This is a genomic window from Rhizobium acaciae (assembly GCF_025941625.1).
GTDB lineage: Bacteria > Pseudomonadota > Alphaproteobacteria > Rhizobiales > Rhizobiaceae > Rhizobium > Rhizobium acaciae.
Genome location: NZ_JAPCZO010000001.1, coordinates 226683 through 250458, shown reverse-complemented (window position 1 = coordinate 250458; position 23776 = coordinate 226683). Strand labels below are relative to the sequence as shown.

General features: G+C 61.8%; 22 protein-coding genes. 9 read left to right on the top strand and 13 right to left on the bottom strand.

Going from position 1 to position 23776, the window contains the following annotated elements; genetic code table 11:
• Positions 1-89: 89 nt before the first annotated feature.
• A complete protein-coding gene (cobT, locus tag OLZ32_RS01300; RefSeq protein WP_020050292.1) occupies positions 90-1106 on the bottom strand; it encodes a nicotinate-nucleotide--dimethylbenzimidazole phosphoribosyltransferase in 1017 nt (338 codons plus the stop codon).
• 156 nt (positions 1107-1262) lie between these two features.
• Between cobT and OLZ32_RS01295 the strand changes: the two genes are divergently transcribed.
• From OLZ32_RS01295 to OLZ32_RS01275, 5 genes are all read left to right on the top strand, one after another.
• Entirely contained in the window at positions 1263-2045 is a 783-nt protein-coding gene (locus OLZ32_RS01295) for an adenosylcobinamide-GDP ribazoletransferase (protein ID WP_017988573.1), read from the top strand.
• An 18-nt stretch (positions 2046-2063) separates the two neighbouring features.
• Positions 2064-2282, top strand: a complete 219-nt coding sequence (locus OLZ32_RS01290) for a DUF1289 domain-containing protein (RefSeq protein ID WP_264395348.1) — start codon at positions 2064-2066, stop codon at positions 2280-2282.
• Positions 2279-2980, top strand: a complete 702-nt coding sequence (locus tag OLZ32_RS01285; RefSeq protein ID WP_264395347.1) for a TIGR02281 family clan AA aspartic protease — start codon at positions 2279-2281, stop codon at positions 2978-2980. The genes OLZ32_RS01290 and OLZ32_RS01285 overlap by 4 nt, the downstream gene beginning before the upstream one ends.
• A gap of 188 nt (positions 2981-3168) precedes the next feature.
• Positions 3169-3606, top strand: a complete 438-nt coding sequence (locus OLZ32_RS01280) for an EamA family transporter (protein WP_017988577.1) — start codon at positions 3169-3171, stop codon at positions 3604-3606.
• A gap of 100 nt (positions 3607-3706) precedes the next feature.
• Positions 3707-4630, top strand: a complete 924-nt coding sequence (locus tag OLZ32_RS01275) for a LysR family transcriptional regulator (RefSeq protein ID WP_264419513.1) — start codon at positions 3707-3709, stop codon at positions 4628-4630.
• Here OLZ32_RS01275 and OLZ32_RS01270 read toward each other — a convergent pair.
• From OLZ32_RS01270 to OLZ32_RS01215, 12 genes are all read right to left on the bottom strand, one after another.
• Positions 4593-5330 (bottom strand): SDR family oxidoreductase, encoded by a 738-nt coding sequence (locus OLZ32_RS01270; RefSeq protein WP_264395346.1) that lies wholly within the window; start codon positions 5328-5330, stop codon positions 4593-4595. The genes OLZ32_RS01275 and OLZ32_RS01270 overlap by 38 nt on opposite strands.
• A gap of 113 nt (positions 5331-5443) precedes the next feature.
• Positions 5444-6205 (bottom strand): ABC transporter permease, encoded by a 762-nt coding sequence (locus OLZ32_RS01265; protein WP_264395345.1) that lies wholly within the window; start codon positions 6203-6205, stop codon positions 5444-5446.
• A complete protein-coding gene (locus tag OLZ32_RS01260; protein ID WP_264395344.1) occupies positions 6202-7128 on the bottom strand; it encodes an ABC transporter ATP-binding protein in 927 nt (308 codons plus the stop codon). The genes OLZ32_RS01265 and OLZ32_RS01260 overlap by 4 nt, the downstream gene beginning before the upstream one ends.
• A gap of 459 nt (positions 7129-7587) precedes the next feature.
• On the bottom strand, positions 7588-9201 hold the full coding sequence (locus tag OLZ32_RS01255; protein ID WP_264395343.1) for a glycoside hydrolase family 43 protein: 1614 nt from the start codon (positions 9199-9201) through the stop codon (positions 7588-7590).
• Positions 9202-9296: 95 nt separating this feature from the next.
• Positions 9297-10328 carry an L-glyceraldehyde 3-phosphate reductase gene (gene mgrA, locus OLZ32_RS01250; protein WP_264395342.1) on the bottom strand — a complete coding sequence of 344 codons (1032 nt, stop codon included), beginning with the start codon at positions 10326-10328 and terminating at the stop codon, positions 9297-9299.
• A gap of 265 nt (positions 10329-10593) precedes the next feature.
• On the bottom strand, positions 10594-11727 hold the full coding sequence (locus OLZ32_RS01245) for a Gfo/Idh/MocA family protein (RefSeq protein WP_264395341.1): 1134 nt from the start codon (positions 11725-11727) through the stop codon (positions 10594-10596).
• 9 nt (positions 11728-11736) lie between these two features.
• Positions 11737-12498 (bottom strand): sugar phosphate isomerase/epimerase family protein, encoded by a 762-nt coding sequence (locus OLZ32_RS01240; RefSeq protein WP_264395340.1) that lies wholly within the window; start codon positions 12496-12498, stop codon positions 11737-11739.
• A gap of 37 nt (positions 12499-12535) precedes the next feature.
• A complete protein-coding gene (locus tag OLZ32_RS01235) occupies positions 12536-14998 on the bottom strand; it encodes a beta-mannosidase (protein ID WP_264395339.1) in 2463 nt (820 codons plus the stop codon).
• Positions 14999-15121: 123 nt separating this feature from the next.
• On the bottom strand, positions 15122-16213 hold the full coding sequence (locus OLZ32_RS01230) for an ABC transporter ATP-binding protein (protein WP_003540428.1): 1092 nt from the start codon (positions 16211-16213) through the stop codon (positions 15122-15124).
• Positions 16214-16217: 4 nt separating this feature from the next.
• Positions 16218-17162 (bottom strand): carbohydrate ABC transporter permease, encoded by a 945-nt coding sequence (locus tag OLZ32_RS01225; protein WP_003540430.1) that lies wholly within the window; start codon positions 17160-17162, stop codon positions 16218-16220.
• The gene (locus tag OLZ32_RS01220) at positions 17155-18060 is read right to left on the bottom strand and encodes a carbohydrate ABC transporter permease (protein ID WP_003540432.1); all 906 of its coding nucleotides are present in this window, start codon (positions 18058-18060) and stop codon (positions 17155-17157) included. The genes OLZ32_RS01225 and OLZ32_RS01220 overlap by 8 nt, the downstream gene beginning before the upstream one ends.
• A 183-nt stretch (positions 18061-18243) precedes the next feature.
• Positions 18244-19479 carry an ABC transporter substrate-binding protein gene (locus OLZ32_RS01215; RefSeq protein WP_003540434.1) on the bottom strand — a complete coding sequence of 412 codons (1236 nt, stop codon included), beginning with the start codon at positions 19477-19479 and terminating at the stop codon, positions 18244-18246.
• Positions 19480-19933: 454 nt separating this feature from the next.
• On the opposite strand from OLZ32_RS01215, the gene OLZ32_RS01210 reads away from it, so the two are divergent.
• The 4 genes from OLZ32_RS01210 (at position 19934) to OLZ32_RS01195 (ending at position 23763) form a co-directional block, all read left to right on the top strand.
• Positions 19934-20977 (top strand): LacI family transcriptional regulator, encoded by a 1044-nt coding sequence (locus tag OLZ32_RS01210; RefSeq protein ID WP_003540436.1) that lies wholly within the window; start codon positions 19934-19936, stop codon positions 20975-20977.
• 88 nt (positions 20978-21065) lie between these two features.
• Positions 21066-22454, top strand: coding sequence for a two-component system sensor histidine kinase MctS (locus OLZ32_RS01205; protein WP_264395338.1), 1389 nt, complete (start codon positions 21066-21068; stop codon positions 22452-22454).
• Positions 22451-23113, top strand: coding sequence for a two-component system response regulator MctR (locus tag OLZ32_RS01200; RefSeq protein WP_003540440.1), 663 nt, complete (start codon positions 22451-22453; stop codon positions 23111-23113). Before OLZ32_RS01205 ends, OLZ32_RS01200 begins: the two co-directional genes overlap by 4 nt.
• A gap of 101 nt (positions 23114-23214) precedes the next feature.
• Positions 23215-23763 carry a TRAP transporter small permease subunit gene (locus OLZ32_RS01195; protein WP_264395337.1) on the top strand — a complete coding sequence of 183 codons (549 nt, stop codon included), beginning with the start codon at positions 23215-23217 and terminating at the stop codon, positions 23761-23763.
• Positions 23764-23776 lie beyond the last annotated feature (13 nt).

Here is a 23776-nt window from a genome sequence, read left to right as displayed (position 1 = left end):
TTTCCTCCATCAATGAGCGAATACGCAAATACCGAATTCACTTGAGGCGCGCAAGCGAAGGCGTGCGGTCGGCGGCGCCGACCGCGGCCTTAATGCTTATTCGACACACCTGCCTGGGCGAAGGTCGCCATGCCGGAATGACAGGCGGCGGCCGCCTTGACGATGCCGGCGGCAAGCGCCGCACCGGTGCCTTCGCCAAGCCGCATGCCGAGCGCCAAAAGCGGCGTCTTGCCGAGCATCTCGATCGAGCGAAGATGTCCAGGCTCGCCGGATACATGGCCGATCAGGCAATGATCGAGTGCTGACGGATTGGCGGCTTTCAGGATCGCCGCCGCTGCGGTCGCCACATAACCGTCGATCAGCACCGGGATGCGTTCCATGCGGGCGGCAAGGATGGCGCCAGCCATCGCCGCGATTTCGCGGCCGCCAAGCCGGCGCATGATCTCGAGCGGATCGTCGAGATGGTCGCCATGCAGTGCCACCGCCTTTTCCACCGCCGCGATCTTGCGCTCCAGCATCTCGCCTTCCGAACCGGTGCCCGGCCCCACCCAGTCGCGCGCCGAACCGCCGTAGAGCGCATAGTTGATCGCCGCCGCAATCGTCGTATTGCCGATGCCCATCTCGCCGATGCAAAGCAGGTCGGTGCCGCCGGCGATCGCCTCCATGCCGAAGGCCATGGTCGCGGCGCAATCGCGCTCGGAAAGCGCTGCCTCTTCGGTGATGTCGCCGGTGGGATAATCGAGCGCCAGATCGAAGACTTTCAGCCCGAGATCATAGGCGACACAGATCTGGTTGATTGCAGCACCGCCGGCTGCAAAATTCTCGACCATCTGTTGCGTCACCGTTGGCGGAAAGGGCGTGATGCCTTGCCTGGTGACGCCGTGATTGCCGGCAAAGATCGCCACCAGCGGCCGGTTGACGGCAGGCGTGCGGCCGGTCCAGGCAGCAAGCCAGAAGGCGATTTCCTCGAGTCGTCCGAGCGCGCCCGGCGGCTTGGTCAGCTGCGCGTCACGTTCGCGCGCCGCCACCAGCGCGCGGGCATCCGGCCCCGGCAGGTCACGGAGCAGGGTACGGAAATCATCGAACGGCAGGCCTGAAACGCTCATCTGTGCGGTTTTCCTATGAATCCGGGTATTCTTGTTTTTTTCCCGCAAATCAGCTTCTTTGCGGGTGGCAACTCTCTTAAAGCGGGCGGACGAGGCGAACAACTCCAAAAGCGCCGCCGCGACCATAAGCCGAGACCTCCGGCAGAACGAAGCAGAATGAAGATCAAGGACTATGCGGTCGATACCGCCCGCGCCGTCGCCTTCCTCAGCCGCATTCCCATGCCGCAATCGCTGTTCAAAGGCTATGACGGCAGGCTCGGCCGGCTGGTGCGCGCCTTTCCCTTTGCCGGCATCGTCATCGGCTTCATCCCCGCACTCGCCCTCCTCCTGCTTTTGGGGCTGCGTGCGGACCCGCTGATGGCAGCCTTGATCGCGCTTTCCATCCAGGTCCTCGTCACCGGCGCACTGCACGAGGACGGTCTGGCCGATACGGCCGACGGCATCGGCGGCGGCAAAAGCCGCGAACAGAGCCTCCTCATCATGAAAGACAGCCGGATCGGCACCTATGGCGCGATAGCGCTGATCCTCTCCTTCGCGATCCGCGCCGCCGCGCTTGCTGTGATCGCCCGCCATTCCTCGCCGCTCACGGCAGCCCTCGCCATTCCCGCCGTCGCGGCTCTCAGCCGCGGCGCCATCGCCTGGCACTGGCAGCGGTTGGCACCGGCAAAGGCCGATGGCGTGGCCGCCTCGACCGGCCAGCCGGACGAGGCGGCGATGCAGTTTGCGCTCGCCTCAGCCGGCCTCGTCGCAGCGCTTTTGATCTGGCCTGCCTTCGGCCTGCGGCCGCTGGTCGCAAGCCTGCTCGCCACCGGCATCGCAGGGTTTGCCTTCACCGCTTTCATCCGCCGCAAGCTTGCCGGCCACACCGGCGATACGCTGGGCGCGACGCAGCAAATTTGCGAGATCGCCACTCTTTGCGCCCTTGCCACGGCTCTTTGAAACTCCGATATATCCTTCATGCAAACACCCTGCATTCACCTCTGCTCCCTGGAGCCCATCACCGGATTTTGCGTCGGCTGCGGCCGGACACTTCAGGAAATCGGCAGCTGGACGAGCTATTCCGACACCGAGCGAAGACGGATCATGGCGCTGCTGCCGGCAAGGCTCGCAGGCGCCGCCACGCCGTCGAACCATATGAAAACGAGCCTCGCCGGTGGGCCGGAGCGGCCTTTATGATCCGTTTGACCGTCTTCCTCGTCGTGATCGGCATCGGCCTTGCCGTGCTGATCGTCAACAATGACAGCGGCCGCGTCCTTGGTCTGCAGAGCGATGAATTCGGCCGCGTCGTTTATCTGCTGCCGATCGCGCTGATGCTGTCGGCCGGCATCTGGGCGAGCCGGCGCAGTGTCGGCGAAACGATGCGCCAGATGATGATCTGGCTCGTCATCATTCTGGCGCTCGTGACCGTCTATCTCTATCGTCAGGAAGCGCTCGGCGTCGGCAACAGGCTACTCGCCGGCCTCGTTCCGGGCCGCGCCGTCGTCGTCACCACAAGTGAGGGCGGCCAGGAGATCATCCTGCACAAGCTGCTGAACGGCCATTTCGAAGCTGATGTCGCGGTCAATGGCCAGACGGTCGAGATGCTTGTCGATACCGGCGCCAGCATGGTGGCGCTGTCGCGCGAAGATGCCGAACGGATCGGCATCGATCTCTCCCGCCTCACCTATTCCATGACTATCATGACAGCCAACGGCCGCGGCCGCGCAGCACCCGTCACGCTCGACCAGGTAGCGATCGGCCCGATCATCCGCAACAATGTCGCAGCCAGCGTCGCCGAGGACGGCCGGCTCGACCAGAGCCTGCTCGGCATGAGCTTCCTGGAAACGCTGGGCTCGCTGCAGATGCAGACCGACGAACTCCGCATGCGCGATTAAGCCTCGCAGCGCTCCTGATCCGCTGCCGCTGCGGGCGCCTTTACGGCAGCGGTCGGATCTGTCACCTTCAAGAGCAACAACAAGACCACAAAGAGCAAAAAGAAACTCCTAGTCTGGTGGCACCGCATGTTCGGCCGGCCTTCGCCCGCGGCGAGGCCTTGATCCATGGGTGCAACAGGAGTTTCGCGATGAATTCACTCTGGCCGATCGTCATCGGCGGCGTTCTGCCCGCCCTGTTCTGGGGCATCACCGCCATCTTCCAGAAGCAGAGCGCCACGGCTGCCACCGGCTCCGCCGTCTACCTGATCGCCTTCGGCGCTGCCTGCGCGCTCGCCGGCCTGATCGCCGCCTTGATCTGGCGCCCCGCCCCCTGGACTGCCGAAGGTCTCGGCTTTGCCGCCACATCAGGCGCCTGCTTTGCTGTCGGCACCGGCCTCATCAGCTTTGCGCTTTTCACTTATGGTGTCCCGGTCTCGAAACTCGCCCCAATCTGGAGCTGCAACGTGCTGGTGACCCTGGCAATCGGCGCCGTCTTTCTCGGCGAAGCCTCCGAGCTCGACGTAATGAAGCTCGTCGCCGGCACCCTCCTCATCATCGCGGGCGCCCTTCTCGTCAGCAGCGCTTGACGGGAACTGGTGCGCCGCCACATGCTCCTGCGTTGCAGCGCCTTCTGCTTTGTTGATATCCTGCGTCCAGGCGCCTCTGCGCGCCGTACCGGAGCCCGACATGAACCCACGACAATTGAAGACATTCCTTGCGGTGATCCGGCACGAAAATCTCACGCGCGCCGCTGCCGAGGTCAATCTCGCTCAGTCAACCCTCAGCGACCAGATACAGGCGCTGGAAGAGGAACTGGGCGCAGAACTCTTCCTCCGCTCCCGGCAGGGCGTCGTCCCGACAGCGGCAGGCGCGGTCCTCAAGGCCTATGCCGAACAGATACTGGTACTGAACGAGGAGGCGAAGGCCGCTGTCAGTGCTGCAGCCGGCAACGCCGAACAGTCCATCACCTTGGGGACGCTCGAAACCATCGCCGCCGAGCGGCTGGCGCCCTGGCTATCACTCTTTCGCAAGAAGAACCCAGACGTCAACTTCAAGATCAGGATCCACAGCAGCGGCGAGTTGCCGGCACAATTGCAGCAAGGCTCGATCGATATCGCCCTCACCTTCGATCGCGGGCAGCAGGATGAGCGCTTCTTGACGCGCCGCATCTGCAGCGAACCGCTGGTGCTGATTGCCGGGCGCGATTTTCAAGCCCGGCCACCCGCAAGCCTCGCAGAACTGAGTACCGCGCCCTTCGTCGCCACCGAAACCGGCTGCGTCTACCGTCACCTGTTCGATACTGCCTTTGACGAAGCGCGCATTACAGCGCCTTCAATCGTCACGGAAGCAGACAGCATCGCGACGATCGTCCGGCTCGTTGCATCCGGCGCCGGCTTTGGCCTCGTCCCCCGCCTTGCCGTCAGCCCGGCCGCAACGCGGGGCAACGTCGTCGAACTGCCATGGCCGGGCAAACCACCAGCAGCCTCGCTGGTGATGATGTGGCGGCGCAGGCGCGTGCAGCCGCCAGCGCTTACCCTTCTGCTGCAATCGGCAAGCGAAGAGCTCTCGCCGCTCAGACCAGCCGATGCCCGCCTTCGACATGCAGGATAGTGCCTGTCGTGAAGCCGTTGCCGATCAGGAAGCGGATCGCATCGGCAATATCATCGGGCCGTCCAACGCGTCCGGCCGGCAGGCGCTGTGCCATCGCATCAAGCGTTGCCTGCTTGGCGTCGCCGGCGACGAGGCCCCAGATCGGCGTGTCCACCCATCCGGGCGACACCGCGTTGATCCGTATCGGCGCCAGTTCGACAGCAAGCGCCCTGACCAGGCCTTCGAGCGCCGCATTGACGGCTGCGACCACCGATCCACGCGCCGCCGGTCGGTAGGCCGCGACACCTGACGTATAGGTGATCGATCCTGACGGCGGCAAATGGGCGGCACCATATTTTGCCAGCAGCAGCGGCCCGTAGATTTTGCTTTCGACCACCCTTTGCGCCGCCGTAAGCTCGATCTTAGGCAGCAGCTGATAGGCGCCTTCGATATCGGCCGCCGTGCTGACGATGTGATCGACTGGCCCGCTATTGCAAAACAGCGCCGCGACCTCTTCCTCGCGCGATATATCGACGGCAACCGTCGCCAATCCAGGATGGTCACCGAGATTGCGGCGGGCCGCCGTAAGCTTATCTTCGCTGCGTCCTGCGATCGTTACCCCCGCCCCTTCCCCGAGCAAACGCCTCGCCAGCGCCAGCCCCATTCCGGAACTGCCGCCAACAATAATGATCTTCGCGCCTTCGATCCTGATATCTGTCATCTGCCATCTCCTTCTCGGCTGATGCAGCAGATGCCTCGGACCGGAGCGGAAGAAAAACGGAAGAAACCGATGGTGTCATCGGGTTTTCCGATGACACGTGTTCGGGTGAATGGTCAGTTTCGGAGCCGATAGCCGGTCTTGAAGATCCAGGCAAGTGTTCCCAGGCAGATCACCAGGAACACCGTGATCATCGCCAGGCTGATCGCCGGGTTAACGTCGGCGATCCCGTAAAAACTCCAGCGGAAGCCGCTGACGAGATAGAGCACCGGGTTGAGGTGGCTGACCGCCTGCCAGAACGGCGGCAGCATGCTGACGGAATAGAAGCTGCCGCCGAGAAAAGTCAGCGGCGGCACCACCAGCATGGGAATGAGGTTCAACTGCTCGAAATTACCGGCCCAGATGCCGATCATGAAGCCGAACAGGCTGAAGGTGATCGCCGTCAACAAGAAAAATAGGACCATCATGAAGGGATGCTCGATCCTGACGTCGACGAAGAGATTGGCAGTCAGGAGGATGATGAAGCCGATGATCATGCCCTTGGTCGCCGCAGCCCCGACATAACCGAGCAGGATCTCAGTCATCGCCACCGGCGCCGAAAGCACCTCGTAGATCGTGCCGGTGAATTTCGGGAAATAGATGCCGAAGGAACCGTTGCTGATGCACTGGCCAAGCAACGTCAGCATGATCAAGCCGGGCGTGATAAAGGCGCCGTAGGACACGCCCTCCACCTCCTGAATGCGTGATCCCACAGCGGCACCGAAGACGATGAAATAGAGCGAGGTCGAGATGACGGGCGAGATGACGCTCTGCAGCAGCGTGCGGCGCGTGCGCGCCATCTCGAAGAAATAGATCGATTTGACGGCCTCGACGTTCATTTGCTCGCTCCCACCAGCGCCACGAAGATGTCCTCGAGCGAGCTTTGCCGCGTCGAGAGATCCTTGAAATGGATATTGTTCTCGCCGAGCCGGGTCAGCAGAGCCGCAATGCTTTCCTGCTCATCGTCAGTGTCGAAATCGTAGGTCAGGCGGTTGCCGTCTGCCTCCAGCGTCAGCCCGTTGCCGGCAAAACAATCCGGCAGGCGGCTCAGGGGTTCGGTGAGATCGAGGATGAGCTGCTTGCGGCCGAGCTTGGCCATCAGCGCTGCCTTGTCCTCGACGAGCAGCAACTCGCCGCCATTGATGACGCCGACGCGGTCGGCGATTTCCTCGGCCTCCTCAATATAATGGGTGGTCAGGATGATGGTAACGCCGGAGGCTCGAAGCTCTTCGACGACATGCCACATGTCCTTGCGCAGCGTCACATCGACGCCGGCGGTCGGCTCGTCGAGGAAAAGGATATCCGGCTCATGGGAGAGTGCCTTGGCGATCAGCACCCGTCGCTTCATGCCGCCGGAGAGCTGGCGCAGCATATTGTCCTTCTTGTCCCAGAGCGAGAGCGCGCGCAGCACCTTCTCGATATGGGCAGGATTGGCTTTCTTGCCGTGCAGCCCGCGCGAAAAGCTGACTGTATTGAACACCGTCTCGAACTGATCGGTGGTCAGCTCCTGCGGCACCAGTCCGATCATCCCGCGGGTGGCGCGGAAATCCTTCACGACGTCGTGGCCGGCGACCAGCACCCGGCCGCCGCTCGGATTGGCGATGCCGCAGATGATCGAGATCAGCGTCGTCTTGCCCGCGCCGTTCGGCCCGAGCAGCGCCAGGATCTCACCCTTTTCGACGTCGAGATTGATGCCCTTCAGGGCCTCGAACCCATTAGCGTAGGTCTTGGTGAGGTTCTGAACGGAAATGATGGGGGCCATGCGGGACTCTTGCGGATTCTCGGAAGTTACTTCGGCCCGCTATATAGTCCCTTTGTAACGCTTTAACATCCTTAAGCGCATGAACACTGCATTCGCATGCTGCCAACACAGTTGGCCCGCCGAAGCGGTTGGCCGGCGAAAGAAAGGCAGCGACCGACTTCATATGTCATCATCCGGTGATCTTCGTGCCCGATAAGAGAGCCGAGGTCAGCACCGGCATCCGCCCCGCCGCCCACCCCTTTGCGGAGCCGTCTCCGGGTGTTCTCGTTGCGCCCCATTTTTGCTGCCTCGGCATGTAGTGAAAGTTATTGTTCAGTCACGAAGTGCTTGGAACCGGCCAGTATCCCCTGTTCAGCCGCGTTCGTCTTAGCCGGCCCTGTGCCGGCTTTCTTTTTTCGTTCCTTCCGCACCTCGCTCTTTCCGTGGCTCGCTGCGGATGAAAGGGATCAAGGGTATCCCTCACAGCTCGTCGTAATTGAACCAGTCGAAATCCGCGGACTTCGCCCGGCCTGACGTATCGAATGCAAACACCCCGGCGAAAGCGCCGGTGAAGGAGCCGTGTTCGCCGCGTCCGCCCTCGTCTGAGATCACACCGGCGTCAAGGACCGGGCCGATCGACTGCCAGGCGCCCTTGCCCTCGGTCTGCCAGAAGAATTGCAGGTCGTTCTCGCGGATTTCCATGGCGAGCTGGACGCGACCTTCGGCGGCAATCGCCACGCCGCTTTCGGCGGGAAAGCTCAGGCGTCCGTTCGGGTAGTCGCCGTTGCAGGAGAGGATCGTCACGCAGCGACCGAGTGTCTCGTGCAACGTTACGGCGACGGCGTGGAATTTGTGGCGGTTGTAGTAATGCGTCAGCCCCGCCACCTGCTGGTAGCTGTCGGGCGAGAATTCGACCACGGTCTCGGCACGGAAACTGTGATGCTCCTGGCGGCGGGCAACCAGCGACTGTTCGAACCAGGAGCCGATGCTTTCGCGCGCAATCAGGCGCAGATGGCCGGGACGATCCGTCAGGTTGAATATGCGCGCGGGCTCTGGCGTGCGCAACCATTGGAAATCGGCGGGCAGCGTGCCGCCATCGAAGCTGTATTCGCTGCGCATCGGCTTTTCCACGGGCACCGCGCCGGAGAGGCCGGGCACATCGCCATCGGGCACGGTGGTGCCGTTTTCGAGATAGAGCCAGTCGTCGTCGCGCCAGACGCACTTTTGTAGGGCGGTCTCGCGGCCCAGCGTGCAGCGCCGCTTTGGCGGCAGCGGCCGGCCGCAGAGATGGGTGTGATAGGCCTCGCCCTCGGGCGTTTCGACATATTGGCCATGCCCTGCCCGCTGCAGTACCGCGCCCGGATGATCCTTGGAGGTGATGAGATGCATGTTCGGATGCATCTCATAGGGCCCGTCGATATTACGCGACCGCGCCATGGTGACGGCATGGTCGTAGCCGGTGCCGCCCTCGGCGGTGGTGAGGTAATACCAGCCGTTGCGCTTGAAGAGATGCGGGCCCTCGACGAGGCCGAGCGGGCTGCCGGCGAAAATGTTCTTGATCGGCCCCTTCAGCGCCTTTGTCACCGGATCCCATTCCTGCAGCAGGATGCCGTCGAAGGCCGGCGATTTCGGCGAGCCGCCGTAGCTTTCGGTCCGGTGGTTCCACTGCATGTTGACGAACCACTTGCGGCCGTCATCGTCGTGGAAGAGCGAAGGGTCGAAGCCGGAGGAATTGACATAGGCCGGCTCGGACCATTCGGCCTCGATCGTGGGTGCCGTGACGATGTAGTTCGGCGCGTCCTTGAAATTGCCGTCGTAGCGCTTGACGTCGGTATAGACCAGCCAGAACTGCCCGTCGGCATAGGACAGGCACGGCGCCCAGATGCCGCAGCTATCGGGGTTGCCGCGCATGTCGAGCTGCGATCTGCGCTCCAGCGGCCGGCGCACCAGCGTCCAGTTCACCAGGTCGCGCGAATGGTGGATCTGCACACCCGGATACCATTCGAAGGTCGAGGTAGCGATGTAATAATCCGCGCCGACGCGGCAGATCGACGGATCGGGGTTGAACCCGGGTAGGATGGGGTTGCGGATCATGGAAGCGGTCTCCTCCGAGCGGCGATGCTGTTTGCTGCACGTACATCAGATTATGGCAGAAGAAGGCCCGGAGGCTTGCCCCGTGCCTGATGTGATTATGCGCGTTCGGCGGACTTGGCCCAAAGGTTGATGTCGGCTTCACGGGCGTAGACGTCGATCTCGGCAAGCTCCTCGATGCTGAATTCGAGATTGTCGAGCGCCTTGACACAATCGACGATCTGTGACGAGCGACTGGCGCCGATCAGCGCCGAAGTCACGCGCCCGCCACGCAGCACCCAGGCGATCGCCATCTGCGCCAGCGTCTGGCCGCGCCTTTCGGCGATCTCGTTGAGCTTGCGGATATTATCGATGATCGAGGGGCGGATGTAGTCACGCTTCAGGAAATGATTCTGCGCCGCGCGGCTGTCTTCGGGAATGCCGCCGAGATATTTCGTCGTCAGCATGCCCTGGGCAAGCGGCGAAAAGACGATCGAGCCCATGCCGACCTCGTCGAGCGTATCGAGCAGCCTGTCGTCCTCGACCCAGCGGTTGAGCATCGAATAGCTCGGCTGGTGGATCAGGCACGGTGTGCCGAGCTCCTTGAGGATCGCGGCTGCTTCACGCGAGCGCTCCGAATTATAAGAGGAAATACCGACATAGAGCGCCCGGCCGGAACGGACGATATGGTCGAGCGCGCCGCAGGTCTCTTCCAGCGGTGTTTCCGGGTCGAAGCGGTGTGAATAGAAGATGTCGACATAATCGAGGCCCATGCGCTTCAGGCTCTGGTCGCAGGAGGCGATCAGATACTTGCGGCTGCCCCATTCGCCGTAAGGGCCAGGCCACATGTCGTAGCCGGCCTTGGAGGAGATGATCAGCTCGTCGCGAAGCCCGACGAATTCGGTGCGCATGATTTCGCCAAAGGCGGTCTCGGCGCTGCCGGGAGGCGGGCCGTAATTGTTGGCGAGGTCGAAATGGGTGATGCCGAGATCGAAGGCCGTGCGGCACATATCGATTTTGCGGTCATGCGGCGTGTCGCCGCCGAAATTGTGCCAAAGGCCGAGCGAGACGGCTGGCAGCTTCAGGCCGGAACGGCCCGTGCGGTTATATTTCATTTTCGAATAACGGTCTGCGGCCGGTTGCCAGCTCATCTGAATGTCTCCTTGATAAAATAGCTATATGGTCGTCATGCGACATCATCGGCCCAAGAGATTGCCGACACCTGCCCCTCATCCGGCTGCCGCCACCTTCTCCCCGTAAACGGGGCGAAGGGACATGCCGCACCGCCTTCCTCAACCTCAACCTCGACGCTGCATTTGGCACGTCCCCTCTCCCCGTTTTTACGGGGAGAGGGTTAGGGTGAGGGGCAGCCACCGGCGCGAACCGGACAGCCGCAGGACAAGGCGCGCGTTCTCTCTACTTCAAAAGCGCTTGCGCTTCTTCGATGCCAAGCGCGGCCGGTTGCGTGCAGGTCGTGGTCAGGTCGATGAAACGGCCCTCTTCGCCCGATTTCAGGATCGAGGTCATGACGTCGACACCGTGCAGCGTGCGGTCGAGCGAGCAGCGCGCATCGCGGCCCTCGATCAGCGACATCGCCATGTCGGCAAGCCCGGCGGTGCGGTAATTGGCGCGCGATCCGTTCGGGCTTTCCTGGTTGATCTTGCCGAATGGATGCTCCCACGCATCGAGCGGCTTGATGTCCTTGTCGCGGCCGCTTGCCTCGACGGTGCCGCCGAAGAAGTTCGGATCCGGCACGTAGAGCGAACCGTCGGTGCCGTAGAGCTCCATGTTGGCATGGCGGTGCGACCACACATCCCAGCTAGCCGTCAGCGTCACCGTGGCGCCGTTGACGAATTCGAGCAGCGCCTGGATCGTCGTCGGCGTCTTGACCGGGATGATCTCACCGTTGCGCGGCTGGCTGGTGATGGTGCGGGTCGGCGACGCCATCGAGGTCATGCCGCCGACACGTTTGACCGGGCCGATCAGGTTGATCAGGTTGGCGATGTAATAGGGGCCGAGATCGAGGATCGGGCCGCCGCCCGGCAGGAAGAAGAAATCCGGGTTTGGATGCCACATCTCCATGCCGGGGCTCATCACGTAGCAGGCGCCCGAGGTCACCCGGCCGATGCCGCCGTCGTCGATGAACTTGCGGGCGAGCTGATGGGCGCCGCCGAGGAAAGTGTCGGGCGCGCAGCCGACGGCAAGGTTCTTCTGCTTGGCGATGCGGCGAAGCTCCTCGCCCTCTTCGAGCGAAAGCACCAGCGGCTTTTCGGAATAGACGTGTTTTCCGGCCTCGAGGATCGCCTTCGATACCCGGAAATGCGCATCCGGGATCGTCAGGTTGACGACAACGTCGATCTCGTCATTGACGAGAAGCTCGTCGATCGTCTGCGCTTTGACGCCATATTCCTTGGCGCGCGCCTCGGCCGCCTGCGCGTTGATATCGGCGCAGGCCAGCACCTTCAGCCCCTTGAAGAGCGGTGCCAGTGAGAAGTAAGTGGTGGAGATGTTGCCGCATCCGATGATGCCGACGCCAAGTTCCCTGGTCATGATGAAGCCTCAGTAGGTCTGGAAGGATGCGATCGAGCGGCTGATGTTGCGGTCGATGTCATTCGGGTTATCGTGTTCGACGACGTAGTGTTTGGCCTTGGTGGCGCGCAACGCCGTCATCAGCCTGGCCCACTCGACCTTGCCGTGACCGACATCGGCCCAGCCGCTCTCATCCGTCGCCTCGCCGGCCGGTGCGATGTCCTTGACATGCACGGCGGTGATGCGCGGTCCGAGCTTCTCGATCCAGGCGAAGGGATCGCCGCCGCCGCGGATGACCCAGGCGATATCCGCCTCCCAGGAAATGTCGGGCGCGCCTTCGAAGATGTGCTCGATCGGCCGCGAGCCATCCTGCAGCTTGAAGAATTCGAAATCATGATTGTGCCAGCCAAATTCGTAGCCGGCAGCCTTGTAGGGCTTGCTGATTTCCTGCAGCCGCTTGCCAAAGGCGACCCAGCCGGCAGCATCGGACGGGCGTTCTTCGGCGGCGAGATGCGGCGCATAGATCGAATCCATGCCGAGGATCTTGGCAATGTTCAGCGACTTCTGAACTTCCTTTTCCAGAAAATCGGGGCTGAAATGGCCGCTCGCCATGACGAGGCCGTTCTTGTCGAGCTCAGCGCGAAGGCTCTTCAGCCCGGCATCATCGAGATCGGCATAGATGCCGCCGAAGCCCTCGACTTCGGCATAGCCAGCCTTGCCGAGCTTTTCGAAGATCGCCGAATAGGGCTGGAAGTTGCGGGCGCTATAGAGCTGGTAGCTGAGTTTCGTCATCATGTTCTCCTTGGGCCTCGTGCCCATTCTTGCAGGATCAATCCGCCGACTGGCAGGAATACAGGTCGTAGAACCGGAACTCCGGAAGCGCGCCACGATCAAGCGGCCGTGCCGGGGTAAAGGTGATGCGGCGGCTCTCGCCGGCCGCAAGATCGAAGGCGTTGTCGGAATATTTGCCGTCGGTCTCGGTTTCGATCATCACGAAAAGCGCAAGTCCCCTAGCGGTGACGTTGATGTCGACGGAGCCGTTCTCCTCGACATATTCGTGGGTGACAGCAAGCCCCGCAGGTTCCAGCTCCAGCGCCTTGTAGGTACCGTTGACATGATGCCCCTCGCCGCCCGTGCCGTTCGACGCGGTGAAACGCCAGGCAAGCAACGTTCCCTCGGGAATATCGGAAACGTCGATGCTCGTGGCAGTGACGGCCGCATCCGGCGAACATATGGCCTGTACGTCTCTCAGGTGCCGGCGTTCGCCCTTCGTCGTCAGCAGCGAGATCGAAAGGTCGACGCTGACATCGGCAAGCGTATCGTTGACGAGCGAGAAGCGGACCGTCTTTCCGTCGTCGGAAGGAATGGCAGCAACCGCGACCGGCTGGAAGAAGCGCTTAACGAGATAGTGCATCGCCTTCCAGCGACCGCCGTAGTCGAGGCTCGACCAGGAGGCCACCGGCCAGGTGTCGTTGAGCTGCCAGTAGATCGTGCCCATGCAATGGGGTTTGAGCGACCGCCAGTATTCCACCGCCGTCTTGATCGCCAGCCCCTGCTGGATCTGGGAGAGATAGACGAAGTTCGGAAAATCCTTGGGGAAGCGGAAATAACGGAACATCGTGCCAGCGATGCGCTCGTTGCCGCCGGCATTCTTCTGGTGCAGCTCCATGACCGGGGAAGCGACGTTCATGTCTTTCGCCTCGGCATAGGTCTTGATCACAGGCAGCGACGTATAGGACTGGAAGCCGAATTCCGAGCAGAAGCGCGGACGCACCGAGCGGTAATTGTCGAACGACTTGTTCTCGTGCCAGACCGACCAGTAATGCATGTCGCCGGACCCGTCCGCATGCCAGGCATCGCCGAAATCGAGATAGCCGGAGGCCGGGCTCGACGGCCACCAGACCGCGCCGGGCAGCGCCTTTTTCACTGCCTGCTCGATCGTGCGGTTGAGGCGATCATAGGAGACGAGATAGCGGTCGCGATCCTTCCGCGATTCCTCGAACCAGGTGAGCGCTCCGACCAGTTCATTGTCGCCGCACCAGAGCACGATCGAGGGATGCGAGGAGAGCCGGCGCACCTGGTAGTCGACCTCGATCGTCACATTGTCGAGAAAGTCCTCGGTCGACGGATAGAGGTTGCAGGCAAACATGAAGTCCTGCCAGACCATAAGGCCCAGCCGGTCGCAGAGATCGTAGAAATGATCCTGCTCATAGAAGCCGCCGCCCCAGACACGGATCATGTTCATGTTGGCGGCTTTGGCCGATTGCAGCAGGTCTTCGGTCTTCTCAGGTGAAGACAGCGAAAACAGCGCGTCGGCCGGGATCCAGTTGGCGCCGCGGCAGAAGATCTCGCGGCCGTTGACCTTGAAGGCAAAGCGGCTGCCGGCCGCATCCGGCGTGGTGATCAGCTCGATGGTGCGAAGACCGATCTGCTTGGTCACCTCATCCGTCGGCAATTCGACGGAAAGCCTGTAGAGCGCCTGCTCGCCATTGCCGGAAGGCCACCAGAGGCGCGGATTGTCGATATGGAAGAGGTGGTTGACATGGGTCTCGCCGTTGATGCCGACATCCAGGCGCACGCGCTCGCCGTCGAGGTCGAAATAGACCTGGGCAATGTCTTGCCCCTTGGAAAACAGCGTCGCCGTCACTTTGAGATCGACCGAGCCGTCATTATTGTGGGTCTGGCGGGTGACGACGTGTTCGATGCGCGCAGTTTCGAGCTTTTTCAGCGCGATCGTCCCGTAGAGGCCGAGCGGCGCAATGGCAATGTTCCAGTCCCAGCCGAAATGGCATTGCGGCTTGCGCAGCATGTTGCCGTCGGGGATCGGCGAGTTGCCCGTGCTGTAGGGAATGTAAAAGGGCTGCTGCTTCTGTCGCGCAGCGCCAACGGCGATGCTGGAGGCAAAGACGATGCGGATGCTGTTGTCGCCTGATTTCAGCATGCTGGAGACATCGGGCCGGTAGCGGCGGAAGCTGTTGTCGGCTTCGAGCGCCAGAAAGCCGTTAACGTGGACGCTGGCAACCGTGTCGAGATAGTCAATATCGAGATACCAGTCGCCCTCGACCTCCTGAAGCGTGAAGCTGCGCTCGACCGCCCATTCGCGCTCGGCGACCCACTGCACCTTTTCCTCGTTGCGGCCGAAATAAGGATCTGGGATCAGGCTTGCGCGGTGGAGCGCGGTGTGCACGTCGCCCGGCAAGATGATCGCGGTGCGGATCTCGCCGTCCACGGAGGCAAGCTGCCACGAACCGGAAAGGTCGATGTTGAAACCGTTCTTCGGCAAGGATGTCATAGTCGTATCCTGATCGGGCCGCTCCTGGGATCGCCGGACAAGCCGGACCGCGGCCGAATTTGGCTGGCCTGATGGCCGATTGGAGGTAGGGCGGCGCCATTTCGGCCCCGCCCGCAGAGTTCTCTAGAGACGCAGCTCGCTTTCGGCATCGAAGACCGAAGCGACCGTCATGTCGAAGCTGAGCTTCACCTTGGCTCCGACGTTGAAGCGGCGTGCGCCGTTGACACGTACCGACATCGTGTGACCGGCATGTTTCAGCCACAGCAGATTGTCCGCGCCCATCGGCTCCTCGATATCGACGGTGGCGTCATGTTCTTCGCCGCCGGTATTCTCGTTGACCTTGATGTGTTCTGGACGAACGCCGAGCACCACTTTGCGGCCGGGCTGCAGCGTCTCGCTAGCGTCGTAGGCAGCGAGCGAGAAAATGACGCCGTTGGCCAAAAAGGCAATGCCATCGCCTGATTTGACCAGCTCGCCGTGCAGGAAATTCATCGACGGCGAGCCGATGAAGCCGGCAACGAACAGATTGCGCGGCCTGTTGTAGATCGTCGTCGGATCGTCGAGCTGCTGGATGATGCCGCTCTTCATGATGGCAATGCGGTCGGCAAGCGTCAGCGCCTCGATCTGGTCATGGGTGACGTAGATCATCGTGTTCTTCAGCGACTGGTGCAGGCGCTTGATCTCGACGCGCAGCTCCGAGCGGAGTTTGGCGTCGAGGTTGGACAGCGGCTCGTCGAACAGGAAGACGTCGACATCGCGCACCAGTGCCCGGCCGATCGCCACGCGCTGGCGCTGGCCGCCGGAAAGCTCGGCCGGTTTGCGCTTCAGCAGCGGCTGAATCTGCAGGATTTCGGAGGCACGCGCCACCCGCTTGTCGATCTCTGCCTGCGGCACCTTGGCGACGCGAAGACCAAAGGACAGGTTCTTCTCGACGGTCATCTGCGGATAGAGCGCATAGGACTGGAACACCATGCCGATGCCGCGGTCCTTCGGCTCCTCCCACGTAACGTTCTTGCCCTTGATGAAGATCTGCCCTTCCGAGGCATCGAGCAGGCCGGCGATGCAATTCAGCAAGGTCGACTTGCCGCAGCCGGACGAGCCGAGCAGCACGAGGAATTCGCCGTCGTTGATGTCGAGGTTGAGGTCCTTCAGTACGCTCACCGCACCGAAGTTCAGGGACAGATCCTTGATGGAGACGCTTGCATTCATATTCATGAGATCAACCCTTCACTGCGCCGGCGGCGATGCCGCGGACGAAAAGCCGCCCCGACACGAAGTAGACGATGAGCGGCACGAGACCGGTGAGGATCGTTGCCGCCATGTTGACGTTGTATTCCTTCACGCCCTGGACGGAATTGACGATGTTGTTGAGCTGCACGGTCATCGGATAGGTATCCGGCCGGGTGAAGACCACGCCGAACAGGAAGTCGTTCCAGATGCCGGTCACCTGCAGGATCATCGCGACCACGAAGATCGGCAGCGACATCGGCAGCATGATCCGCAGGAAGATCTGCCAGAAGCCCGCCCCGTCGACACGCGCCGCCTTGAACAACTCCTCCGGCAGCGACACGAAATAATTGCGGAAGAGCAGCGTCAGGATCGGCATCCCGAAGATCGAATGCACGACGACGAGGCCGGTCAGCGTGCCGTAGATGCCGATTTCGCGCAGGATGATGACGATCGGATAGATCATCACCTGATAGGGAATGAATGCGCCGACGATGAGGATCGAGAAGAAAAGCTCGGATCCTCTGAAGCGCCAATTTGCCAGCGCGTAGCCGTTCACAGAGGCAATCGCGATCGAGATGATGACCGACGGCACCGTGATGCGAACCGAATTCCAGAAGCCGCGCGACAGGCCATCGCAGTTGAGCCCGGTGCAGGCCTGCGCCCAGGCTTTCACCCAGGGTTCGAAGGTGATCTCCATCGGCGGCGAAAAGATGTTGCCGAGACGGATTTCCGGCATGCCCTTCAGCGACGTCACGACCATCACATAGAGCGGCAGCAGATAGTAGAGCGCTGCGATCGTCAGTGTGCCATAGAGCATGATGTTGCGCGCCGACACCGCCGGGCGCGGCCGGGGGCCGCTGGGGCCTTCGCCGAGTTTCGGCGCGACGGCGTCGATGCCGGCAGCCGTGGTGTTGAGAGTTCCTACATCAGCCACGCTTGCGCCCTCCGCCGAATTCCAAATAGGCCCACGGAACGATAATGATCGCGACTGTAACGAGCATCATGGTCGAGGCAGCAAAGCCCTGCCCCAGGTTCTGCGCCTGGAACATATAGTCGTAGACATATTTCGCCGGCACTTCCGAGGAGATGCCCGGACCGCCCGATGTCTGCGCGACCACGAGGTCGTAGACCTTGACGATGCCGGAGGCGATGATCACGATCGTCGTGATGAAGACCGGCCGCATCATCGGGATGACGATGAAGAGATAGGTCCTCCACATCGGAATGCCGTCCACGCGCGCCGCTTTCCAGATGTCCTCGTCGATCCCACGCAGGCCGGCAAGCATCAGACACATGACGAGACCCGTTCCCTGCCACAGCGCCGCGATCAGAATGCCGTAGATGACGATTTCAGGCGTGTAGAGCGGATTGAAGGTGAAGCTCGTCCACCCGATCGAGCGCACCACCGCCTGAATGCCGAAATCGGGATTCAGAACCCATTGCCAGACGAGGCCCGTCACGATGAAGGACAGCGCGAAGGGATAGAGAAAGATGGTGCGGAAGGTGTTTTCGAAGCGGATTTTCTGGTCCATCAGCGCGGCAAGCATGAAACCGATGACCAGGCTGAAAATCAGCGAGAGGATGCCGTAGACAGCCAGATTCTCGATCGCCGTCACCCAGCGCGGCGCAGCCCACAGGCGCTCGTACTGATCGAAGCCGACAAAGCTCAACCGCGGAAGGAGCTTGGAATTGGTGAAGGAATAAAAGACCGTCCACAACGTCCCGCCGACAAAGATCACCAGCGCCGTCAGGATCATCGGAATGGACGCAATCTTGGCATTCAGATTGCGCAGTAACTTGTTTGGCCGGCCTGCTCGCGCTTGACCCGTCATGAATACTTCTCCTCAAATCGCAACTGCGACCAGTGACAGATCGGCAAGGCACCTCCTGTCGTCTCTACCTCCGAAACCTGCTGAAGATACCAGAGATACGCCGCCGCCCGCCTGACCGTCACCGACCGTCTAGAACGGTCCGGCACCATGGGGGCCGGACCGCAAGGGCAGCAAGTCTGCTGATCAGTCAGCAGAAGCGATGATCCCGGCGAAACGCTTCTGAGCGTCTTCCGGCGTCATCGACGGATTGGCGAAGAATTCGGAGAAGAGGTCTTCCTTCTGCTTCTGGCTGTCGGCCGAAAGCAGCTGGTCGGTGCCTTGGATCACGTTGCCCTTCTGAAGGATTTCGAGACCCTTCTTCATGCAATCGTTGGCGGCAGCGAGATCGACGTCACCGCGAACCGGCAGCGAACCCTTCTTCAGGTTGAAGGCAACCTGGGTCTTGGGATCGAGCAGGGTCTTGGCAAGCACCCCCTGCGCCTTGGACTTTTCTTCGTCCTTCAGCAGCGGGAAGTAGAAGGCGTCGCCACCCGTCGAGATGATCTCGTTCACGCCGAGGCCCGGCAGGCAGGTGTAGTCGGTGCCGGCCGTCTGACCGGCCAGCGCGAATTCGCCCTGCGCCCAGTCGCCCATGATCTGGCCGCCGGCCTTGCCCGTGATGACAAGGTTGGTGGCCTGGTTCCAATCCTGGACGTTGCTGCCTTTGGCCATACGCCGCGCATCGTCGGCGGCCTTGAACACCTTGGCGATTTCAGGACCGGCGGCAACTTCCGCATCCTTGTCCTTGAAGACCTTGTTGAAGGTATCCTTGCCGGCAACCGCAACCATCAGCACGTCGAAGGCGCCTGTCGCCTGCCACGGCTGACCGCCGACGGCGAGCGGAATGATGCCGGCCTTTTCGAGAGCCGGAGCCGCAGCGACGAACTCGTCCCAATTCTTCGGAACTTCGACGCCGGCCTTCTTGAAGGCGGCGTTCGAAAGCCACAACCACTGCCAGGAGTGGATGTTGACGGGAGCGCAGTAGATCTTGCCGTCGATGGTGCAGGAATCGAGCAGGCTCGACGGACGAATGATATCCTTCCACTTCTCGGCGGTCGCCACGTCGGTCAGATCGCGCATCAGGCCGGCCTGGACGAGTTCCTCGGCCTGGCGTCCATGGTTGAACTGGGTCGCGCCCATCGGGTCGCCGCCGGTGATGCGGCTGATCATGATCGGACGAGCAGTGCCGCCGGAGCCGGCAATCGCGCCGTCGACCCAGTGATTGCCGGTCGCGTCGAACGCCTTGGCCAGTTCGGCGACGGCTGCGGCTTCACCGCCGGACGTCCACCAATGGGTGACTTCGAGATCGGTGGCATTGGCGGCGCCGAACGGAAGCGCGACCGAAGCGGCAAGCACGGCCGCCATTATACGGATTTTCATGAGTTCTCCTCCCTCACTGAAACGTTGCCGGAAAAACTTAGATCAATCGATTTCTCCACGCAACTGCCCGCAGGCAAATTTTTCCGTGATAACGGGAATTGCTACTTCTGCCTGTTTACATCAGGAGCACTGCATCCCCTTGACACGATACCAGGTCGGGCGTTCTCGCACATGCGTTGCCAATTTATCAATTTGAATTTGCATAATAATTTTACACGATAAATTTAGCCACGCGATTCAGTCTCTTCGCAATCGCAATAAAACAGAGTACGGATTGCCGATTCAACCTATACGTACAGTGTTGCAATGCACACAACAAAAAGCGCTCGACATTTCTACTGTATCGTTACAGATTGCATTCCTCAGGGAGGTGCGATTTTGGCATGCGGCGGGCTTACGACGCTGGAAAAAGCCTCTATAAGCGACACCAATTCGCGCAGGACGGCCTAAAGGGATGGAAAACAAGGGAAATTTCGGGAACGCGGCATCGACGCCGGCAGCGCGCGAGCGCCCGACGTTGAAGACGATCGCCTTCATGACGGGCCTTGGCGTGACGACGGTGTCGCGCGCGCTGAAGGATGCGCCGGATATCGGGGCCGAAACCAAGGAGCGCGTGCGCATGGTCGCCCGCCAGCTCGGCTACCAGCCGAACAGGGCGGGTGTGCGCCTGCGCACCGGCAAGACCAATGTCATCGCCCTCGTCCTCAGCATCGACGAGGAGATCATGGGCTTCTCGAGCCAGATGGTCTTCGGCATCTCCGAGGTACTGTCCGGCACGCCCTATCATATCGTCATCACGCCGCATTCGCACAGCAAGGACCCGATGCTGCCGGTGCGCTATATCCTCGATACCGGTTCGGCCGACGGCGTCATCATCTCACGCATCGAGCCGGACGACCCGCGCGTAAGGCTGCTGAGCGAGCGCGGCATGCCCTTTGCCACGCATGGGCGCACCGATGCGGGACTGACGCATCCCTTCCACGATTTCGACAACGAGGCCTTCGCCCATAAGGCGGTGGAAAAGCTGGTCAAGCGCGGCCGGCGGCGCATCGCCCTGCTGCAGCCGCCGAGCAAGCTCACCTATTACGCCCATATCCGCATCGGCTTCCAGACCGGCCTGCATGATTACGGCGCCGAGGAAGTGCCGCTGCGCATCAACACCGACGCCCCGCTCGCCGACATCCGCGACGTCGTCGAGGTGATGATGCGCTCGGCCAACGCACCTGATGGCATCGTCTGTTCAGCCGGCAGTGCTGCAATCGCCGTCAATGCCGGCATCGAAGCCGCCGGCAAGGCGCTCGGCCGCGATCTCGACATGGTCTCCAAACAATCGGTGCCGATCCTGAACTGGATCCGCCCCGAGATCATCACCGCCCAGGAAGACGTCCGCCACGCCGGCCGCGAAATGGCCAAGGCCGTCATCGCCCGCATCGACGGCGTCGAGCCGGAGTTGCTGCAGAGCATCAGCCAGCCGACTTGGCCGGACAGCGGCAGATAAGGCCCTCACCGCCGCCGAATGCCAAAACGCTTGAGGTTCCTGGTCAATCTGCTGCATATAGCGGCAGGACGGGCGCGGAGGAAACGTCATGAACCTCAGACATCAGATCATCGCACTGACGGTTATCCCGCTCGTGATCGCGATTTTGACCGTCACCGCTTTCATCACCTGGCAGTCGGCCACCCTTGTCGGCAGCAGTATCGGCACGTTCGAGCGCAACATGCTGAAAGCCAAGGAAACCGAGCTGCTCAATCTGACGAACCTCGCATTGTCGGCGATCCAGAGCACCTATGATGCGGCCGGGCCTGATGACGAGGCGGCCAAGGAGAAGGTGCGGGAGATACTGACGTCGCTCGATTACGGCAAGGACGGCTATTTTTTCGTCTACGACTATGACGGCAAGAACATCGTCCATCCCCGGCAGGCGTTCCGCCCGGGCCGCAATTGGCTCGACCTCGTCGATCCGGACGGCGATCCCGTCATTGCCAACCTGATCGAGAAAGCCAAGGAAGGCGGCGGCCTCCATCAGTACAAATGGCAGAAGCCCTCCTCCGGCGAGATGGCGGACAAGCTCTCTTTCGCCGTCGGGCTGGACAAGTGGCAGTGGATGCTCGGAACCGGCGTCTATCTCGACGACGTCTTCGCCCAGACCGCCGCCGCCAAGGCGGATCTTCGCGCCAATATCCGCAAGACCTTCATGGTGGTGGCGCTGATCGCGGTTCCCTCGGTGCTTCTGGTCTTTGCGGCCTGCATGCTGGTGACGCTCAGGGAGCGCCGGATGGCGGACGGCAAGCTCAAGGAACTGACGAAGCGGATCATCGATACGCAGGAGCAGGAGCGCGCCCGCCTTGCCCGGGAGCTACATGACGGCATCTCCCAGAATCTCGTCGGCGTCAGATATGCGATCGACCTGGCAAGCAGAAAGGTTCGCAGCAAAAGCGACGACGCCTCCGGCGCGATCGATCGGGGCGCCGAGGCCCTGAATGGAGCGATCAAGGAGGTCCGCCGGCTGTCCCACGATCTTCGTCCGCGCGCGCTCGACGACCTCGGTCTTGCCGCCGCACTCCAGGCGCTGCTTGCGGCCTTCACCGAAAGAACCGGCATCGACATGTCCCTTGATGCCACGCCCTTCCGCGGCAATCTCAAACCGGAGGCGGCGACAGCGCTTTACCGTGTCGCCCAGGAAGCGCTTCATAATATCGAAAAGCACTCGGGCGCCACTGCCGGCTCGATCAGGGTCTGGACCGTTCGCGGCCGCGTTCGGATGATCATTGCCGATAACGGCCTCGGCTTCGATCATGGCGCGGTAAGCCAGGCTTCGCCAACGGGCGGACTCGGGCTGCGCAACATGCAGGAGCGCATGGCGCATTTTGGCGGCGTCCTGCTGATCAACTCCACATCGGAGGGAACGAAGCTGACCGCGATGCTTCCGAAATCCGCCGGGGCAAAGCCCGACGGGGCTAAGGAGGCTGCATGAACGCGCCGGGAACCATCAGGGTGCTGCTGGTGGACAACCACCCGCTCGTCCTGGAGGGGCTGGAAGCGCTGTTGAAGACCTATGATCACATCGAGGTCGTCGGCACGGCCGGCATGGCGCGTACCGGACTGGAGCTCGCATTGCGCACCAGCCCCGATGTCGTCCTGATGGACATAAACATGCCGCAACTGAGCGGCATAGACGCCATCGAGCTCTTCAGGGAGAGCCTGCCGCGAACGCGTATCCTCATGCTTTCGATGCATGACAGCCGGGAATATATCTCGACCTCGGTGCTTCATGGCGCCGCCGGCTACATCCTCAAGGACGTCTCCACCGATGAGATCGTCTCCGCCATCGAGGCGGTCGCTTCGGGGAAGACCTATTTCTCGTCAGGCGTTTCCGAGGTTTTGCTCGAAAAGCGGTCGAATGCATCGCCGGTGCCTCTGACAACCCGCGAACATGACGTCCTGCTGCTGATCGCAGCCGGCCGGAGCAACCGCGACATCGCCCAATCGCTCGGCATTTCCGAAGCCACAGCGGAGACGCACCGCAAGAAGATCAAGAAAAAACTGGGCATCGCCACAACCGCCGGCCTCGTTCGTTTCGCGATCGACAATGGCCTCACCTCCCCGGAGGCAGACATACCCACTACTGGGTAGGCTTTCGGCTTTTGCCCGCAACGGCTCCTTGTTCGGATCTCCGCACGCCGATAGCACTTGGCGGACGGCGCGCCTCGTGCTGCCGTCGGGAGGATTATTCGATGTCTGGCTTACTGACGCTATCGCGTGCGATCGACGCGTTGAACACCTTTTTGGGCAAGGCTGTCTCCTGGCTGCTGCTCGCCGCCGTGCTGATCAGCGCCGTCAACGCGACGACCCGCAAGCTCTTCAATCTCAGCTCGAACGCCTGGCTCGAGGCGCAATGGTATCTGTTCTCGGCAGCTTTCCTCATCGCCGCCGCCTGGACGCTGCTCGGCAGCGAACACGTCAAGGTCGATCTGGTCTATGGGCATTTGCCGCGCCGCGCGCAGCTGTGGGTCGAGGTTTTCGGCACGATCTTCTTCCTGCTGCCTTTCTGCCTGGTGACGATCTATCTGTCCTGGCCGATCGTGGTTTCCAAGTTCCAGAGCGGCGAGGTGTCGAACAACACCGGCGGCCTGATCCTCTGGCCGGTATGGGCCCTGATCCCGGCAGGCTTCGGACTGCTTGCCCTGCAGGGTCTGTCCGAACTCATCAAGCGCATCGCCATCCTCGCCGGGGCAATGCCTGACGCCGTCGCCTTGGCCGACGCCGAAGCACAAGCGCTCTAAATTCAGGATCATC

Bases quoted from the DNA above. Each gene is read 5' to 3' on its own strand.
- OLZ32_RS01265 (WP_264395345.1), bottom strand. From the start codon at position 6,205: ATGAACGTCGAGGCCGTCAAATCGATCTATTTCTTCGAGATGGCGCGC.
- OLZ32_RS01240 (WP_264395340.1), bottom strand. From the start codon at position 12,498: ATGACGAAACTCAGCTACCAGCTCTATAGCGCCCGCAACTTCCAGCCC.
- OLZ32_RS01290 (WP_264395348.1), top strand. From the start codon at position 2,064: ATGCAAACACCCTGCATTCACCTCTGCTCCCTGGAGCCCATCACCGGA.
- OLZ32_RS01280 (WP_017988577.1), top strand. From the start codon at position 3,169: ATGAATTCACTCTGGCCGATCGTCATCGGCGGCGTTCTGCCCGCCCTG.
- OLZ32_RS01275 (WP_264419513.1), top strand. From the start codon at position 3,707: ATGAACCCACGACAATTGAAGACATTCCTTGCGGTGATCCGGCACGAA.
- OLZ32_RS01205 (WP_264395338.1), top strand. From the start codon at position 21,066: ATGAACCTCAGACATCAGATCATCGCACTGACGGTTATCCCGCTCGTG.
- OLZ32_RS01285 (WP_264395347.1), top strand. From the start codon at position 2,279: ATGATCCGTTTGACCGTCTTCCTCGTCGTGATCGGCATCGGCCTTGCC.
- OLZ32_RS01270 (WP_264395346.1), bottom strand. From the start codon at position 5,330: ATGACAGATATCAGGATCGAAGGCGCGAAGATCATTATTGTTGGCGGC.
- OLZ32_RS01235 (WP_264395339.1), bottom strand. From the start codon at position 14,998: ATGACATCCTTGCCGAAGAACGGTTTCAACATCGACCTTTCCGGTTCG.
- mgrA (WP_264395342.1), bottom strand. From the start codon at position 10,328: ATGAGCTGGCAACCGGCCGCAGACCGTTATTCGAAAATGAAATATAAC.
- OLZ32_RS01245 (WP_264395341.1), bottom strand. From the start codon at position 11,727: ATGACCAGGGAACTTGGCGTCGGCATCATCGGATGCGGCAACATCTCC.
- OLZ32_RS01255 (WP_264395343.1), bottom strand. From the start codon at position 9,201: ATGATCCGCAACCCCATCCTACCCGGGTTCAACCCCGATCCGTCGATC.
- OLZ32_RS01200 (WP_003540440.1), top strand. From the start codon at position 22,451: ATGAACGCGCCGGGAACCATCAGGGTGCTGCTGGTGGACAACCACCCG.
- OLZ32_RS01215 (WP_003540434.1), bottom strand. From the start codon at position 19,479: ATGAAAATCCGTATAATGGCGGCCGTGCTTGCCGCTTCGGTCGCGCTT.
- OLZ32_RS01260 (WP_264395344.1), bottom strand. From the start codon at position 7,128: ATGGCCCCCATCATTTCCGTTCAGAACCTCACCAAGACCTACGCTAAT.
- OLZ32_RS01210 (WP_003540436.1), top strand. From the start codon at position 19,934: ATGGAAAACAAGGGAAATTTCGGGAACGCGGCATCGACGCCGGCAGCG.
- OLZ32_RS01230 (WP_003540428.1), bottom strand. From the start codon at position 16,213: ATGAATATGAATGCAAGCGTCTCCATCAAGGATCTGTCCCTGAACTTC.
- cobT (WP_020050292.1), bottom strand. From the start codon at position 1,106: ATGAGCGTTTCAGGCCTGCCGTTCGATGATTTCCGTACCCTGCTCCGT.
- OLZ32_RS01220 (WP_003540432.1), bottom strand. From the start codon at position 18,060: ATGACGGGTCAAGCGCGAGCAGGCCGGCCAAACAAGTTACTGCGCAAT.
- OLZ32_RS01295 (WP_017988573.1), top strand. From the start codon at position 1,263: ATGAAGATCAAGGACTATGCGGTCGATACCGCCCGCGCCGTCGCCTTC.
- OLZ32_RS01195 (WP_264395337.1), top strand. From the start codon at position 23,215: ATGTCTGGCTTACTGACGCTATCGCGTGCGATCGACGCGTTGAACACC.